The sequence below is a fragment of the Streptomyces sp. NBC_00554 genome (assembly GCF_041431135.1).
In the GTDB taxonomy this organism is placed as follows: domain Bacteria; phylum Actinomycetota; class Actinomycetes; order Streptomycetales; family Streptomycetaceae; genus Streptomyces.
In genome coordinates, this window is sequence record NZ_CP107799.1 from 5,776,804 (window position 1) to 5,792,345 (window position 15,542).

Consider the following 15,542-nt stretch of genomic DNA (forward strand, 5'->3'; position numbering starts at 1 on the left):
GCTTCCGACAGGGTAGCGGATGCGGGCTGGGTGGTGGGGCGGCTGGGGTGGGGGTAGGTGATCAGCTCGGCGGGGCACCGGCTCGGGGTCGCTCCGGGCTTCCCCCGTTCCCCGGCGGTCGTGCCCTCCCCCTCGTTCCCCGGCGCCCCGGCGGTCGTGGTGACGCCCCCGGGTTCGTGGTCGTCGGACAGTGTTCGCCGCTGGCGCAGGTTCATCGCTGTCCGGCGGGCTCGGTCGTGGCGGGTGTGGTGATCTTCAGTGTGGTGGTGAGTTTTCGGTACAGGTCGTCGTGGGCGAGGAGGTCGGTGTGGGTGCCTGCGGCGCGCAGGGTTCCTCCGGCCAGGAGCAGGATGGTGTCGGCGTCGATGACGGTGGAGAGCCGGTGGGCGATGGTGATGACGGTGCCCTGTTGAGCGATGCGGGAGATGACCTCGTGTACGGCGGCCTCGGTGAGGCCGTCGAGTTGGGCTGTCGCTTCGTCGAGGAGGAGCAGGTCGGGCGGGGTCACGATGACTCGGGCCAGGGCGATGCGTTGCCGCTGACCGCCGGACAGGCTGGTGCCGGTCACGGGTTCGTCGAGGCCGGCCGGGAGGCGTCGTACGGTCTCGTCGAGGTGCACCGCGGTCAGGGCGGCCCAGATCTCGTCGTCGGTCAGGTTCTGGTGGCGGTACGCGACATTGTCGCGAACTGTGCCGGGCAGCAAAGGGGATTCCTGTTCGACGTAGGCGATCCGCTGCCGTACGGAGCTGATCGCGAGGCTCTCGTAGGGTGCCCCGTTCATGGTGATGGTGCCGTGGTCGGGGCTGACGAACCGCAGTAGCAGCGACATGACGGTGGTCTTGCCCGCCCCGGACGGTCCGACGATCGCGATGTGCCCGCGGCGGGGGATGGCCGCGGTCAGTCCGCGCAGGGCGGGCTCCGCGGCGCCGGGATAGGTGAAGGACACGTCGTTGAGGGTGATGAGCTGCTCGCCGTCCACGCCCGGCGGAACCGGCGCGCCGGCGGTGACGTCCTCGGTGCGGATCTCCTCGGCCTGCCGGAGCCGTTCCGCGGCGGCGACGCCGGCCTGCATATGGGTCAGGTCCTCGGTCAGTTCCGTGATCGGCTCGACGACACCGAAGGCGTACAGCAGGAACGCGATCATGGTGGAGACCTCGAGGCCTCCGGTGCTGACCCGCCAGGCGCCCAGCGCGAGGATGGCGATGACGGCCAGCTGCATTCCGGAGCCGGCGACCGACCAGGCGATGGCCTCGGTCCTGACCGCTCGGATGCTGTGGCGGGCCGAATCGTCCGCGTGGCCCATGATCCGGGAGATCTCACGCTCCTCCGCGCCGGACGACTTGACCGTGCGCATCGCCCCGACACCGCCTTCGAGCAGGCCGCCGAGCTGTCCGACCGATTCCTGCGCTTCGCGTTGCGCGCGGGCGATCCGCGGCATCAGGGAAGCGGCGAGGACACCGACGAGCACGATCGCGAGCAGTGTGCTGATCAGCAGTGGCACGTCGAGGACCGCCATCAGCACGATCGTGCCGACCAGCGAGACGGTTCCGTTGACCAGGTTCACCAGACTCGATGACGCCGCCTCCCGCAGCAGCACGGTGTCGGAGGTGACGCGCGTGACGAGTTCGCCCTTGGACCGTGTGTGCAGATCGCCCAGCACGGACCGGAAGAAGCGGGACACCAGCGAACGCCGCGCGTCGAGCACCACGTTCTCCGCCAGGGCGCCGAGCAGCACCCACTGCACCACCCCCAGGCCCGCACTCACCACGAGCAGCGCCAGCAGAACGATCACCGGACCCGCGATCGAGGCCGGCGACTCGATCGAGTCCAGCACCCACTTCGTCACCATCGGCGTGGCCAGCGAAGCGGCGGTCACACCGAGACCGAGAAGCAGGGACAGCAGGAGGCGTCCGCGGTAGGGGCGAACGAACGACCACAACAGGCGAGCGTTCGACCACCGCGCACGACGCTCTGCGCGGGCGCTCGTCATCGTCGGACTCCTTGGCCAGGGCGGGTGCCGCTGGGTGTCGTTGGGTGGCAGAAGTGCGGGTCGCTGCGGTGCGGAGACGCGGAGGCGGTGTTCAGGAACGTGCTCTGCATGGGTCCCGTCAATTGCTCAGCGGGCCGGCGCTGCGAGCAGATCGGCGATGTGCCGGGCCGTCCCGGCGTACAGATCCGGGCGGAGAACGGCCAGGATCCCGGCCGCCATCAGGAACACGATGAGGGCGGCTTCCCCACCGCCACCGAGGTGCCCGTTCACCTGACCCCCGCCGAGCCGGCACCCCTGGCAGCTCCGCTGCCGGACAGCATGGCAACTGCCCCCGGCGTACGGCCGGTTACTGCTGCCGACGTACGGCCGATTCCTGCTGCCGAGGCGCCGACCGGCGCCGTCGCAGCCCTGAGCCTCGCTGTGTTCATGCACGTTCCCTCTTCACGGTGTCGGCCTGTGCCCCCATCCCACCGCTCCGTCCGTCTCGGATCACTCCGCCGACCAGCGGGACCACCCCCGCCACCCAGTGGTCGCGCACTTCCCCCAACCGGCTGGAACGGGCCCGCCGGTCGACTGCCCTCGACCACCGCCGGACCCATGGAGCGCCGGTCACGGCCTAGGGTCGACAGCCCAGCGGTCGCGAGCCGCCGTACGAGTGCGAAGGAACGACTGTGATCCGGGTAGTTGTGGTGGACGACGAGGCCTTGGTTCGGTCCGGCTTCGAATTGATCTTGAATTCGGCGGACGACATCCAGGTCGTCGCCACCACGGTCGGTGCTCAGGCGGTCGATGCGGTACGCCGTGAGGACCCCGATGTCGTCCTGCTCGACATCCGGATGCCGGACGTGGACGGACTGACCGTGCTCGCCGAGTTGCAGGCGCTGCCGGTGGCTCCGGTGGTGGCGATGCTGACGACCTTCGACACCGACGAGTACGTCATGACCGCACTGCACTCCGGAGCTGCCGGGTTCTTGCTCAAGGACACCGAACCCGACCAACTGGCGCAGCTGGTACGGACGTTGGCGGCAGGCGGCGTCGTCCTCTCGCCGAGGGCATCCCGTGCGGTCCTGCGGGAACGGCCCAATGGTCCGGCGCCGGTCGACACGGCGGAAGCCACCCGGGTGGGCCGGCTCACCGACCGGGAGCGGGAGGTGCTCACCCTCATCGCCGAGGGCCTCTCCAACGCCGACATCGGCGCCCGGATCCACCTCAGCGCCGGCACCGTCAAGGACCACGTGAGCGCCATCCTCACGAAGCTCCGCGTCGGCAGCAGGGTCCAGGCCGCCCTCATCGCCCAGCGCACGGGCCTGCTGGACGACACGAGGGACGCGAGCCACACGCGCGACACACACCACACGAGGGACGCGAGGCACAAGGCGGGCGACGCGTAATGCGCCGATGGTCCGTGCCCGCCATGCCCGCCGTGCCGGCCATCCCTGCCTGGGTGCGGAACGCAGGCCTCATCGCTCTCGCCGCCTTCGACGCCTCAGTCAACATGGAGACCGTCTCGCCCACCGCCCTGGTCCTGGCGGCCGTCGCCTGCGCCGCGCTCGCCTTCAGGCGCCGCTTCCCGCTGACGGTGTTCGCGCTGACTCTGCCCGCCACCCTGGTCCTGGAAGTCGTGGTCGCCCCGATCGCCGTCCTGTACACACTCGCCGAGCGTTCCCGGAACCGCCGACTCCTGGCCGGCTGTGCAGTTGTCTCGGCCACCGCCTTGGCCCTCCCATGGCCGCTGGACGGGGACGGGTTCGCCGAGACGGGCAACACATGGACGCTGATCTACTTCGGATATCTCCTGGCGGCCACGCTGGCGCCCGTGCTCGTGGGACAACTCGTCCAGGCCCGGCGCGACTTGAAGCAGCGGCTCGCGGAGATCGAGGAAGCGCGCGAGCACGAGAGGGCGTTGCACGCCCAGGCCGTACTGGCCCGTGAACGCGCCCAGCTGGCCCGCGAGATGCACGACGTCGTCTCCCACCAGGTGAGTCTGATCGCCGTGCAGGCCGGCGCCCTGCAAGTGGCCTCCAAGGACGCCCCCAGCCGCGAGGCCGCCCACTCGATCCGCACCCTGAGCGTCGCCACCCTCGACGAACTCCGCCACATGGTCACCCTGTTGCGTGCCTCCGGCAGCGGAGCGACCGAGCTCACCCCACAGCCCACCCTCGCCCAGCTGGAGCAGCTGATCGCGAACAGCGGTATCGACGTGGAGTTCAGCGGCGTCGGGCCCACGACGGACATGGCCGCGCCCAGCCAGCGGGCGGTCTACCGCACCGTGCAGGAGGCGCTCACCAACGTACGCAAGCACGCCCCCGGAGCGACCGCGTGCATCGAGATCCGCCGCACCGGCCAGGGCACAGAGGTCACCGTCACCAACACCGCCCCCACCCGCCCCGCTCTCGCCCTGCCCAGTTCCCAGCAAGGCCTTATCGGCCTGCGAGAACGCGCCGAACTGCTCGGCGGCACCTTCGAGAGCGGACCGACGGAGGACAGCGGCTACCGGGTCCGGCTGCGCCTGCCCACCCACACCGCCTGAACAGCCGGCCGGATCGACACCGACGGCAGGCCACCTAACAGACCCCGCGACCCCGACCGGCGGGGGTCCGACCGCCGGTCGGGGGATGGCGGTCTGAACGCCTGGTCGACCAGCGTGGACGGCACGCGCAACGAGCGGCGCGCACACCGTTCACGAATGGAAGGGCAGAGACGACGTGCAGAACGAACGCCCCCTGGTAGGCCGTCGAGGCATCCTCATCGGTGCCGCAGCAGGCCTCGTGGCCGGCTCTCTCGCCGCGTGCTCGGCCGACGCGGTACGGGCCGCCCCGGCGACGCCGAACGGGGGAGGAAGCCGGGGCGCCGACCTCGATGTCGTCGTCATCGGTGCGGGAGTCGCCGGGCTGAGCAGCGCCCGGGTGCTGGCGGACGCGGGGAAGTCAGTCGTGGTCGTCGAGGCCCGGAACCGTATCGGCGGCCGCATGTGGACCGACCGGAGCACGATGTCGGTACCGGTCGAGCGCGGGCCGGAGTTCATCCACGGCACGATGGCCTCGACCTGGGAACTGGTCCGCGAGCAGGGACTGAAGACCCACGGCCACACCGTCACGATCTCCCGTACGCGACCGGGCGGCCCCTGGCACAAGAGCACCGAACCCGCCGAACCCTCCTACGTCAACTTCCGCGTCATCGGCGGCTACAACCAGGTCCTTGTCCCTCTCGCCGACAAGCTGTCCATCCAACTCGGCACGGTGGTAAGGCGCGTGGAGCACTCGACCGCCGGAGTCGTCGTCCACGCCGAGCGGCAGGGGCGCCCCGTCACCTACCGGGCCCGCTCGGTGGTGGTGGCCCTGCCGGTCGCCGTACTGGCCGCCGGCGCCGTCGAGTTCTCCCCGGCGCTGCCGGCCGCGAAGGTGGACGCCTTCAGGGCCGTACGGCCGGTCGTGGTGTCGAAGGTCCTCATGGAGTTCGCCAGGCCGGTGATCCCGGAGGACGCCGACGACATCGTCGAGGCCGGCGTGCCGTGGTACCTGTGGAACGCCTCCAAAGGGGTGCCCGGTTTCTCGGGGCAGGTCGTCGATATGGGGGCGGACGGGGGCGAGGCCAGACGCCTGCTGGCGCTGCCCGCCGACCGCCGGCACCGGGAAGTCCTCGACGTGATCCGGGGCGTGGCGGGCGACCGCAGGCTCGAACCCGTCAAGGTCATCGAGCACGAATGGGCCAAGGACCCGTTCGCCCGCGCCGCCTTCTCGGAGGAGGACGCCCCGGGCGCCCGGGAGATCTACGAGCCGGTCAACGACACCCTCTTCTGGGCCGGCGTCATCACCGACCAGGTCGACTACTCCCACGACAGCGGCAAGGAGACCGCCACCGAACTGCTCGAGCGGCTGGGCCGGCCCGCAAAATAGGCCTCTTCCCAATAGCCTTCATAGCCTTCGTAGCCCTCATAGCCCTCATGGCCCTCTTCCGAAGTCAGCCCAGCGGTACGCGTCTGAAGCTGCCCGCGACCCGCAGGTCCGCCTCGATCCGGCCGGCTGTGGCGTGGAGTTCGGGCAGGATGTCGCGGACGCACTCCTCGGCGGTACGGCGGCTGCTGTGCAGGGCGACGTTCACCGCGGCGACGACCTGCCCGCCGCGCTGCCGCACCGGAACGGCGACGGAGCGCAGCCCATACTCCAACTCTTCGTCGACCAGGGCGTATCCGGCTTCCCGTACGTGGTCCAGTTCGGCCCGCAGCCGTGCGGGATCCGTGATCGTACGAGGGGTCAGCGGGAGCAGTTCCGGAAGGTGGGGGTCGGGGAGGTCGGCGAGCAGTACGCGGCCGAGTGAGGTCGCGTACGCGGGCAGCCGGGTGCCGACGGTGATGTTGACGCTCATCACGCGGGTGGTGGCGACGCGGCCGGTGTACTGGATCTCGTCGCCGATCAGGACCGCCAGCGACGCCGATTCGTGCAGCCGGTGCGCGAGTTCGGTGAGGTGCGGGGCCGCGATGTCGGGGAGCGAGGTCCGGGACAGCGGAGGGAAGCCGAGGCCCAGGACGCGCGGAGTGAGCCGGAAGACGCGGCCGTGCGTGGTGACGTAGCCGAGGTGTTCCAGGGTGATCAGGGCGCGCCGGGCGGTCGCGCGGGCGAGGCCGGTGGCCTGGGCGACCTCCGTGAGGGTCAGCTCGGCGCGGCCCTCGCCGAAGGAGGTGATCACGGTCAGGCCGCGGGCCAGCGACTCGATGAACTCCCGGCCCAGTTCCTGCTTGGAGGCGCCGGTCCAGGCGGCGAGGCCGGAAGGAGCGGCCGGTACGGCGGGCGGGGCCTCGCGCAGTTCCCGTTCCATCGCGGCGACCGCCACCCGCAGCCGCGGCAGCAGCGTGTCCCGCAGGCCGGCTGCGGTGTGCCGGCTGGTGTGGCTCACCACGCTCACCACGCAGGCGATGTGCCCATCCGCCCGTACGGGCAGCGAAAGGGCGACGAGCCCCGGCTCGATGAGCTGGTCGTCGAGCGACCATCCGTCCTTCCGGGCCTCGTCCGTACGCACCTCGAAGTCCTCGCCAACGGTGGCGACTTGGACCGGCGGGGCGCCACGGGTCGCTCGATCACGGTCCCCCGACTCGCCCGGCCCGGACGGGACTTCGGCGAACGGCCGGCTCCGTGCCGGTACGGCGGGGAACCCCCGGTCCTCCGGATCGGCCGCCCGGCGTTCGTGCCACCGCGCCCACTCCGTCTCGCCCCACTCGGTGGCGAACAGCGGGCCGGGGGCGGTGCGTTCGGCGGGCAGCAGGTCGCCGATGCGGAAGCTCAGGGACATGGCGCGGCGCCGGGTCGCCTGGTGGATGAAGCGGATGCCGTCCCGGTCACCGACGGCGAGGGACACCGACTCGTCGAGCTCGTCGGCGAGGGCGTCGGCGTGCGCGTCCAGGAGACGGGGGAGGCGGAGGGCGCCGAGGTAGGCGTTGCCGAGTTCCATCAGACGCGGGGCGAGTACGGCGTCCCGGCCGTCGAGTCGTACGTACCCCATGCGCGCGAGCGTGGCGGTGATCCGGTCGACGGTGGAACGCGCGAGCCCGGTGGCCCGCTCGAGCCCGCTGAGACTGGACACACCGTCGGCCACGGTCAGCCGCCGCAGGACGGCGATACCGCGCATGAGGGGGGCGACGGCCTCCGCGGGCACGACGGTCCCGGTCATCACGGTTCCGCTTGCGCTCCCGTTGCCGCTCCCGTCCTCGTTACTGTCCTCGCTCCCGTTCCCGTCCTCGTTCTCGTCCTCGGGTGCCGGCACGACGTTCGATGGCATGGGCTCTCCGTTTGCGGCTCTCAGAAGAGACACGGTAGTGCTTGCCCGGCCACCTCAGCAGGTCCTGAGCAGGTCACCGGCGCAGCAGCGGGCCCGGCCGGCTCAGCGTCGGGTGACGTACACCCGGTAGTTCCCTGAGAGATCCACTCCCGTCACCGTGATCGCGACGCCGGTCTTGGGGTCCTTGAAGGACTCGCCGGGGGTGAAGGGCGCGTCGGAGAGTTCCGCGTGGACGTTGGGGGAGCGGGTGCAGCCGCCGCTGTCGCGGTGGGAGTCGTACACGGTGACGGGGCCGTTTCCGGTGTCGATGTTCGCGTCGACCTTGTAGATGAGGATGCCGGGGCGGCAGACGGCGGCGTCGTTGCCGTCGCGGGTGCGCAGCTCCAGGGCGTACCCCGTCCTGCTGCTGGTCGGCACGAAGACGAGTTTGGCGCCGCCGGGCTTGGCCAGCGGGGTGAGCGTGTACTCGGTGGTGCCGGGCGACGCCGCACAGGCGACCTGCGTCTCGTCGAGCCAGCCGAGCTTCCACTTGTGCCAGCCGAGCAGATCGTTCCCGGCCCCCCAGTCCTCGCTCATGATGTCCCAGTGCCCGACCGCGCCCCCGCCGTCCTGGGTGTACAGGTCGGGCAGGCCGAAGGTGTGGCTGTTCTCGTGGGGGAGTACCCGGTAGCCCGTCTCGTCGTAGGAGCCGGAGCCGTCGTCCTGGCGGCTGTAGACGAAGGACGCGTTGGAGACGGCGACGCCGTCGGCGACCGGTGCCTCGGTGTTGCCGGCGAAGGTCACGGACAGGACGGTGTCCAGGGCGGAGGGCCCGGCGTTCGGTGTGACCAGCACGTTCAGGAGGTCGTACGAGCTGAAATCCACGGTCGGGTCGGCGGCGGCCACGATGTCCTGGACCAGTTCGCGGTACCCGGGGTCGAAGGGCGCGCCGCGCTCTATGCCGTACGCCTTGAACGGCTTGGGCATCCGCAGCCAGTGCCGTACGGGCGTCTCGGGACGGTAGTCGAGGCGGCCGTAGGAGCCGGTCCTGAACCATTCCTGGGTCTGCGGGAAGAACTCCGCGAGGCGGTCCAGCGCGCTGCCCTGGCCGTGCGCGTCGGAGAAGTCGATCATCAGGGTGAGGGCGCGGACGGTGCCGGTGGAGCGGGCGTACCCGGGGGGCGTCGGGACGCCCTCGCCCATCTGTACGCCCAGTGCGCCGTTGATCATGCAGGGGCCGAGCGCCGTGGAGCGGGCCAGCGCGATGGAGCCCGCCGTCGTGGAGCCCGCCGTCAGATGTCCGGTGCCGGCGGAGGTGCTGACCGCCAGCGTCAGAACGGCCACCGAGGCGAGCGCGACCACGCGGCGCGGGCGTATCCGACGGCTGGTCGGCGGCATACGGACCCCTTCGCTCGACGGCAGCCGCCGGTCACCGGCTGCACCCTTTCGATCACCCTGTGGCGAGGGGTGCGCGGGCGCGCGCTGGACGAGTCCGATCGTGGGTTTCTTGCCGGAGGAGATGTGACTCAGGTCACATCGAAGGTAGGAAATAACCGGGGATCGTTTCCCCGTTTAGCCATGTGTCCGAGCGAAGCGGGGAGTGAATCCCCGGATCGCAATCCGGCCGTCATCTACGTGAACGGCCGTCCAACTACCTACGAGGAGTACGCCGTGGAGACCGCAACCCGAGTGCAGCGTCGAGTGCCCCGGCCGCGCGCCGATGCCCTGCGCAACCGGGAGCGGATCGTCGCCGCCGCTCGCGAGATGTTCGTCGAGTTCGGCCCCGAGGTGCCGTTCGACGAGATCGCCCGCCGGGCCGGTGTCGGCAACGCCACGGTGTACCGCAACTTCCCCGACCGCGACGCACTGGCACGTGAGGTCGTCTGCTCGGTCATGGACCGCACGTCGGAGCGGGCCGAGTCGGCGATCGCCGCGGGGGGCGACGCCTTCGAGGCGCTGAGCGACTTCGTGCACTTCTCGGCGGACGAGCGGATCGGCGCCCTGTGCCCGATGCTCTCCGAGGGCTTCGACCAGAACCACCCGGACCTCGTCGCCGCGCGCGACCGGACCACGGGACTGATCGAGGAGCTCATGGCCCGCGCCCGCGAGTCCGGCCAACTGCGCCCCGACGTCGAGTTCGGCGACCTCATGATCGCCGTCACCCAGCTCACCAGGCCGCTGCCCGGTGGGGCGTGCCAGGGCATCGACCGCTTCGTACACCGTCACCTGCAGCTGTTCCTGGACGGTATGCGGGCTCCGGCCCGCTCCGAACTCACCGGAGTGGCCGCGACCGTGGAGGACATGCGACGAGCGTGAGCGATTAGTCCCGCGCGGAGCGCCGGTCAGAACCTCAGACCTCAGACCTCAGAAGACTGCAGACCTCAAAAGACCGCAGAACCAAGTCCCTCAGTACTCAGAACTCTCTCTCATCCTTCTCATCCTTATTTTCGCTACGAAGTCCCGGAGTGGGTATCCCCATGTCTGAAACAGGAAAGTCGACAGCAATGTCCGACGCCGGATCAGCACATTCGAACCGCTGGAAAGCGCTCACCTTCATCGCGCTCGCCCAGCTGATGGTCGTCCTCGACGCCACCATCGTGAACATCGCGTTGCCCTCCGCCCAGCAGGACCTGGGGATATCGGACGGCAACCGGCAGTGGGTCATCACGGCCTACGCCCTCGCCTTCGGTGGTCTGCTGCTCTTCGGCGGTCGTATCGCCGACCTGTGGGGCCGCAAGCGCACCTTTGTCGCCGGTCTGATCGGTTTCGCAGGCGCGTCCGCCATCGGCGGCGCGGCCACGAACGAGGCGATGATGCTCGGCGCCCGCGCCCTGCAGGGTGCCTTCGGCGCGCTGCTCGCGCCCGCCGCGCTCTCGCTGCTCGCCGTGATGTTCACGGAGCCCAAGGAGCGCGCCAAGGCGTTCGGCATCTACGGCGCGATCGCCGGTGGTGGCGGTGCCGTGGGCTTCATCCTCGGCGGCGTTCTCACCGAGTACCTCGACTGGCGCTGGACGTTCTTCGTGAACATCCCGTTCGCGATCATCGCCGCCGTCGGCGCGTACTTCGTCATCCGTGAGCCGGCCGGTGGCCGCAACCGCTCGCCGCTCGACATCCCCGGCGTCGTCCTGTCCGTCCTCGGTCTGGTCACGCTCGTCTACGCCTTCACCCGCGCCGAGTCCGACGGCTGGGGCGACTCCGTGACGCTCAGCCTGTTCGCCGCCTCGGTGGTCCTGCTCGCCGGGTTCGTCTTCACCGAGTCCCGGGTCAAGGCCCCGCTGCTGCCGCTCCGTGTCATCACCGAGCGCAACCGCGGCGGCGTCTACCTCTCGCTCGGCCTCGCGATCATCGCGATGTTCGGCCTGTTCCTCTTCCTGACCTACTACCTGCAGATCGTGAAGGGCTACTCGCCGGTCAAGACCGGCTTCGCCTTCCTGCCGATGATCGCGGGCATGATGGTGGGCTCCACCCAGATCGGCACCCGGCTGATGACCCGGGTCGCCCCGCGCCTGCTGATGGGCCCGGGCTTCCTGGTCGCCGCGCTCGGCATGCTGTTCCTGACCCAGCTGGAGATCGGTTCCTCGTACGCCGGCGTGATCCTGCCCGGCATGGTGCTGCTCGGTCTCGGTATGGGTACGGCGTTCATGCCCGCCATGTCCCTGGCCACGTTCGGCATCGAGCCGCGTGACGCCGGTGTCGCCTCCGCGATGGTCAACACCTCGCAGCAGGTGGGCGGCGCGATCGGTACGGCCCTGCTGAACACGATCGCCGCCTCGGCGACGACCTCGTACATCAAGGACCACATCGGCGGCGCCGGTTCCCAGGCCCAGCAGCAGCTGGTCCAACTCGAGGGCCAGGTGCACGGCTACACCAACGCGATCTGGTTCGCCGTCGGCATCCTCGTGCTCGCCGCGACGGTCGCCGCGACCCTCATCAACACCGGCCGCCCGGACGTCACTTCGGCCTCCGGCGAGGGTGCTGGCGAGGGCGCCGAGGACGAGGTGAAGGTGCCGGTGATCGCCCACTGATCACCCGTACCGCCGGCATTCCGGGTACTTCGCGTACGGGCGCGGGGTGGGGACGCCTCGCCCGTACGAATCCCAGGGTCCGCCCCGGTTCCGAGTTCATCGGAGCCGGGGCGGACCCGCGTCCGGGCCCTGCCGCCCTGCCGCCCTGCCGCGCGAGAGCTCCCCACGAGAGAGCTCTAGCGAAGCCAGGGCAGGTCCGCGCCCGCGTCCTTCGGCTGGAGCCCTTCGGCGATGATCCGCATGGCCTCGCCGAGGGCCTTCTGCTGGTCGGGGGAGAGCCGGTTGAAGAGGGCCTGGCGTACGGCGGCCACATGGCCCGGCGCGGTCCGGCTCAGGACCTCGTAGCCCTCGTCCGTCAGGACCGCGAACTGTCCGCGCTTGTCGGAGGGGCAGTCCTCGCGCCGCACCCAGCCGCTCTTCTCCAGGCGGGCCACCGCGTGGGAGAGGCGGGAGCGGGTGATCTTCGCGTTCATGGCCAGCTCGGTCATCCGCAACCGCCTGTGCGGCGCCTCGGCGAGCTGCACGAGCAGGCCGTAGTAGACGTGCGGCATGCCCGCGTCGCGCTGGAGCTGGCGGTCGAGGTGGTCCTCGAGGAGTGTGGAGGCGTGCATGTAGGCGCGCCACGTGCGCTGTTCCTCGTCGGTGAGCCAGCGCGTCTCTTGAGCGGATGCCGTGTTCATGTACTCCACTGTACGAGCCCCTTCTTGAAAATTAAACAAATGGGGACTAAGGTGAGATGTTGATATTGAGAGTTCAAGTATCGAGTCCTTCGGGTCGCTGATCGAAGCCCGAGGGCGTGTGATCGAACCCGTTGGGAGGGAGCCGCCGCCGTGTCCGCTGCCACGTCCGTCGCCACCGAGGAGCGTGCCCCGCTGGAGCGCATGCCCGCCCTCTATCTCAGTCATGGTGCCCCGCCGCTCGCCGACGACCCGGTCTGGCCCGGCCAGCTCGCCGACTGGTCCGCCGGCCTGCCGCGCCCCAAGGCGATCCTGATGGTCTCCGCCCACTGGGAAGAGGCCCCTCTCGCCCTCGGCGCCGTCGAGACCGTCCCCCTCGTCTACGACTTCTGGGGCTTCCCCCAGCACTACTACCAGGTGCGGTACGCGGCTCCAGGCGCCCCCGAACTCGCCGAGTCCGTACGGAAGCTGCTGCGCGCCCCCGGCACCCCGGTGCAGGACATCCCGGACCGCGGACTCGACCACGGCGCGTACGTCCCGCTCGTCGAGATGTTCCCCGAGGCCGACATCCCGGTCCTGCAGATCTCGATGCCGACCCTCGACCCGGTCCGGCTGATGGAGATCGGCAGGAGGCTGGCGCCGCTGCGCGACGAGGGCGTCCTGATCGTGGGCTCCGGCTTCTTCACGCACAACCTCGCGGCCCTGCGGCACACCGGCGGCGGCGTGCCGTCCTGGTCGAGCGAGTTCGACGACTGGGGCCACCGCGCACTGGACGCCGGTGACGTGGACGCGCTGCTCGACTTCGAGCGCAAGTCCCCGGCGGGCCGTCTCGCCCACCCGCGCACCGAGCACTTCGCGCCCCTCTTCGTGACCATGGGCGCGGCGGACGCGGCCGGCGAGCTGGACGGGCAGAAGTCGGTGATCGACGGGTTCTGGATGGGGATGGCGAAGCGGTCGGTGCAGTTCGGCTGAGCCCAGCCCAGCCCAGCCCAGCCCGTGCCTGGCGGGTCAGAGTTCCTTCTCGTACCAGGCCACATCCCAGTAGCGGCCGAACTTGCGGCCCACCTCGCGGTACGTGCCGACGTGCCGGAACCCGAAGCGTTCGTGCAGCCGCTCGGACGCTTCGTTGGGCTGGGCGATGCCCGCATAGGCGCGGTGCAGGTCCTCGTCGGCCAGGGCCTCGAAGAGGGCCTTGTAGAGGAGGGTGCCGATGCCGCGGCCTGCCGCGTCGGGGGCGAGGTAGATCGTGACCTCGACCGAGGTGGCGTACGCCGGTTTCGCGCGGAACGGGCTGCTGGTGGCGTACCCGTGAATCGCCTGTGAGTTCGCGTCGGCGGCAACCATCAGTCGGTGTGGTCCGTCTTCAGGGTGGGAGAGCAGCCACGAGCGACGCTCTTCCGCAGTGAAGACAGCGGTATCGAATGTGATGGGCGTCTCACGCACGTAGTGGTTGTAGATGGCCGTGAGGGCCTCGAGGTCACCCTCGAATCCCGGCCTGACCTGCACATCTATACGTTCTGATGTCATCTGCCACCTCTCTGTGGCGGCACAGGGTACTGCATGATCAGAAAAATCGAGGGGCGGGTTGGGAATTCTGTCCGGATTCCAGTCGTTGTTTCCTTCGGATGCAGGGCACCCGTTGGAGGGTGAGCCCAAGTGTCCGGACCGACCCGCAAGCCCACCATCGCAAGGGAGCACGCATGGCAACCCGTGCCGTCGCCCGTCGTAAGTCCGCCTCCGGCGAGACCAGCGACCGCGCACGCAGTGTTCGCGTCGTAGGCGGCGAGATCGCCGACCGCGACCTGGTCGGCATGTACCTCGACGAGATCGCGCGTACACCGCTGCTCGACGCCGCCAAGGAAGTCGAGCTGTCCCAGACCATTGAGGCGGGTGTGTTCGCACGGCAGATCCTCGATGGCGGGGAGCATGCCAAGGCGGACGCGTCCCGCGAGGAGCTGGAGGCGCTGGTCGCCGAGAGCGAGCGGGCCAAGGACGTCTTCATCCGCTCGAACCTGCGCCTTGTCGTCGCCGTGGCCCGGCGCTATCCGCGCAGCGGCCTGCCCCTGCTCGACCTGATCCAGGAGGGCAACGCGGGCCTGGTGCGCGCGGTCGAGAAGTTCGACTACCGCAAGGGCTTCAAGTTCTCGACGTACGCCACCTGGTGGATCCGTCAGGCCATCACCCGTTCCATCGCGGACCAGTCCCGCACGATCCGCCTCCCCGTCCACCTGGTCGAGGAACTGGGCCGGATCCGGCGCGTGCAGCGCGAGTTCAACCGCAAGAACGGGCGGGAGCCCGAGCACGCGGAGATCGCCGCCGAGCTGGACACGACCGAGGCGCGCGTCGGCGACGTCCTGGACTGGGCCCGCGACCCGGTCTCGCTGAACATGGCGGTGGACGACAACGGAGACACCCAGTTCGGTGACCTCCTCGAAGACACCTCCGCGGTCTCTCCCGAGCAGTCGGTGATGACGCTGCTGCGCAGCGAGGAGCTGGACGACCTGATCGGCCGCCTCGACCAGCGCACGGCCTCCATCATCAAGATGCGGTACGGCATAGAGGACGGCCGGGAGCGCACGCTCACCGAGGTCGGCAAGGAGCACGGCCTCACGCGCGAGCGCATCCGCCAGATCGAGAAGCACGCGCTCCTCGAACTGAAGAAGCTGGCACGTGACACCGGGTTCGACGCGGCGGCGTGAGTCGTCCCCGTGCGGGGGCGGTCCTCGGCGTAGGGTCCGTCAGGTCCGTAGGGTTCGTACGGTCCCTACGGCTCGGATCCTCGCCGCATCGCCCGGTCGGACCTTGCCCGGCGCTTCGGAACCGACAGATGTCGGCCACAAGTCGACCGGACATGGCCGTCTAAGGCCGCTTCAACTCGCTGGGCTCTGGGAACAAGACTTCAGGGCCCAGGGTTAGGCATCAGGGCCCCGGGCATACGCCCTTGGCCCCCCTAAGCCGAGTCCCGACGCACACCCCCCCCGCGCCGGGACTCTTCCAGAGCCGAGCTCCGGCGCCTTCCCCCCCCCTGGCGCCGGGGCTCGGCTCCATTTTTGTCCGGGGTGCGGGGCATGCGGCGGGGTGCGTGTGGTCCTGCCCGAC

General features: G+C 70.0%; 13 protein-coding genes. 7 read left to right on the forward strand and 6 right to left on the reverse strand.

The annotated features are described in order from the left end of the window. Positions 1-211 precede the first annotated feature (211 nt). Together OG266_RS25520 and OG266_RS25525 are read right to left on the reverse strand one after the other, a co-directional pair. Complete coding sequence (locus tag OG266_RS25520) at positions 212-1,990, reverse strand: ABC transporter ATP-binding protein (RefSeq protein ID WP_371548633.1); 1,779 nt, start codon at positions 1,988-1,990, stop codon at positions 212-214. A 126-nt stretch (positions 1,991-2,116) separates the two neighbouring features. Continuing rightward, a complete protein-coding gene (locus OG266_RS25525) occupies positions 2,117-2,260 on the reverse strand; it encodes a hypothetical protein (RefSeq protein ID WP_329547106.1) in 144 nt (47 codons plus the stop codon). Positions 2,261-2,661: 401 nt separating this feature from the next. Between OG266_RS25525 and OG266_RS25530 the strand changes: the two genes are divergently transcribed. From OG266_RS25530 to OG266_RS25540, 3 genes are all read left to right on the forward strand, one after another. Further along, a complete protein-coding gene (locus OG266_RS25530) occupies positions 2,662-3,381 on the forward strand; it encodes a response regulator (protein ID WP_371548634.1) in 720 nt (239 codons plus the stop codon). 23 nt (positions 3,382-3,404) lie between these two features. Continuing rightward, entirely contained in the window at positions 3,405-4,520 is a 1,116-nt protein-coding gene (locus OG266_RS25535; RefSeq protein ID WP_371548636.1) for a sensor histidine kinase, read from the forward strand. A 175-nt stretch (positions 4,521-4,695) separates the two neighbouring features. Continuing rightward, the gene (locus tag OG266_RS25540; protein ID WP_371548638.1) at positions 4,696-5,886 is read left to right on the forward strand and encodes a flavin monoamine oxidase family protein; all 1,191 of its coding nucleotides are present in this window, start codon (positions 4,696-4,698) and stop codon (positions 5,884-5,886) included. A 64-nt stretch (positions 5,887-5,950) separates the two neighbouring features. Here OG266_RS25540 and OG266_RS25545 read toward each other — a convergent pair whose 3' ends face one another. Together OG266_RS25545 and OG266_RS25550 are read right to left on the reverse strand one after the other, a co-directional pair. Next, positions 5,951-7,654, reverse strand: coding sequence for an IclR family transcriptional regulator C-terminal domain-containing protein (locus tag OG266_RS25545; RefSeq protein WP_371552947.1), 1,704 nt, complete (start codon positions 7,652-7,654; stop codon positions 5,951-5,953). Positions 7,655-7,864: 210 nt separating this feature from the next. Beyond that, entirely contained in the window at positions 7,865-9,139 is a 1,275-nt protein-coding gene (locus OG266_RS25550) for a M6 family metalloprotease domain-containing protein (protein WP_266460143.1), read from the reverse strand. 273 nt (positions 9,140-9,412) lie between these two features. On the opposite strand from OG266_RS25550, the gene OG266_RS25555 reads away from it, so the two are divergent. Then, positions 9,413-10,057 (forward strand): TetR/AcrR family transcriptional regulator, encoded by a 645-nt coding sequence (locus tag OG266_RS25555; RefSeq protein ID WP_266460144.1) that lies wholly within the window; start codon positions 9,413-9,415, stop codon positions 10,055-10,057. A gap of 161 nt (positions 10,058-10,218) precedes the next feature. After that, positions 10,219-11,766, forward strand: coding sequence for an MFS transporter (locus OG266_RS25560; protein ID WP_266460145.1), 1,548 nt, complete (start codon positions 10,219-10,221; stop codon positions 11,764-11,766). Positions 11,767-11,942: 176 nt separating this feature from the next. On the opposite strand, the gene OG266_RS25565 is transcribed toward OG266_RS25560, so the two are convergent. Then, positions 11,943-12,446, reverse strand: a complete 504-nt coding sequence (locus OG266_RS25565) for a MarR family winged helix-turn-helix transcriptional regulator (protein WP_371548639.1) — start codon at positions 12,444-12,446, stop codon at positions 11,943-11,945. A gap of 201 nt (positions 12,447-12,647) precedes the next feature. Between OG266_RS25565 and OG266_RS25570 the strand changes: the two genes are divergently transcribed. Then, positions 12,648-13,415 (forward strand): dioxygenase, encoded by a 768-nt coding sequence (locus OG266_RS25570; protein WP_371552948.1) that lies wholly within the window; start codon positions 12,648-12,650, stop codon positions 13,413-13,415. 36 nt (positions 13,416-13,451) lie between these two features. On the opposite strand, the gene OG266_RS25575 is transcribed toward OG266_RS25570, so the two are convergent. After that, positions 13,452-13,970: an N-acetyltransferase family protein gene (locus tag OG266_RS25575; RefSeq protein WP_371548642.1), complete on the reverse strand. Its 519-nt coding sequence runs from the start codon at positions 13,968-13,970 to the stop codon at positions 13,452-13,454. A 173-nt stretch (positions 13,971-14,143) separates the two neighbouring features. Between OG266_RS25575 and OG266_RS25580 the strand changes: the two genes are divergently transcribed. Continuing rightward, positions 14,144-15,142: an RNA polymerase sigma factor RpoD/SigA gene (locus tag OG266_RS25580; protein WP_266460152.1), complete on the forward strand. Its 999-nt coding sequence runs from the start codon at positions 14,144-14,146 to the stop codon at positions 15,140-15,142. Positions 15,143-15,542: the final 400 nt, after the last annotated feature.

Bases quoted from the DNA above. Each gene is read 5' to 3' on its own strand.
- OG266_RS25560 (WP_266460145.1), top strand. From the start codon at position 10,219: ATGTCTGAAACAGGAAAGTCGACAGCAATGTCCGACGCCGGATCAGCA.
- OG266_RS25545 (WP_371552947.1), bottom strand. From the start codon at position 7,654: ATGACCGGGACCGTCGTGCCCGCGGAGGCCGTCGCCCCCCTCATGCGC.
- OG266_RS25570 (WP_371552948.1), top strand. From the start codon at position 12,648: ATGCCCGCCCTCTATCTCAGTCATGGTGCCCCGCCGCTCGCCGACGAC.
- OG266_RS25575 (WP_371548642.1), bottom strand. From the start codon at position 13,970: ATGACATCAGAACGTATAGATGTGCAGGTCAGGCCGGGATTCGAGGGT.
- OG266_RS25565 (WP_371548639.1), bottom strand. From the start codon at position 12,446: ATGAACACGGCATCCGCTCAAGAGACGCGCTGGCTCACCGACGAGGAA.
- OG266_RS25535 (WP_371548636.1), top strand. From the start codon at position 3,405: ATGCCCGCCGTGCCGGCCATCCCTGCCTGGGTGCGGAACGCAGGCCTC.
- OG266_RS25580 (WP_266460152.1), top strand. From the start codon at position 14,144: ATGGCAACCCGTGCCGTCGCCCGTCGTAAGTCCGCCTCCGGCGAGACC.
- OG266_RS25520 (WP_371548633.1), bottom strand. From the start codon at position 1,990: ATGACGAGCGCCCGCGCAGAGCGTCGTGCGCGGTGGTCGAACGCTCGC.
- OG266_RS25550 (WP_266460143.1), bottom strand. From the start codon at position 9,139: ATGCCGCCGACCAGCCGTCGGATACGCCCGCGCCGCGTGGTCGCGCTC.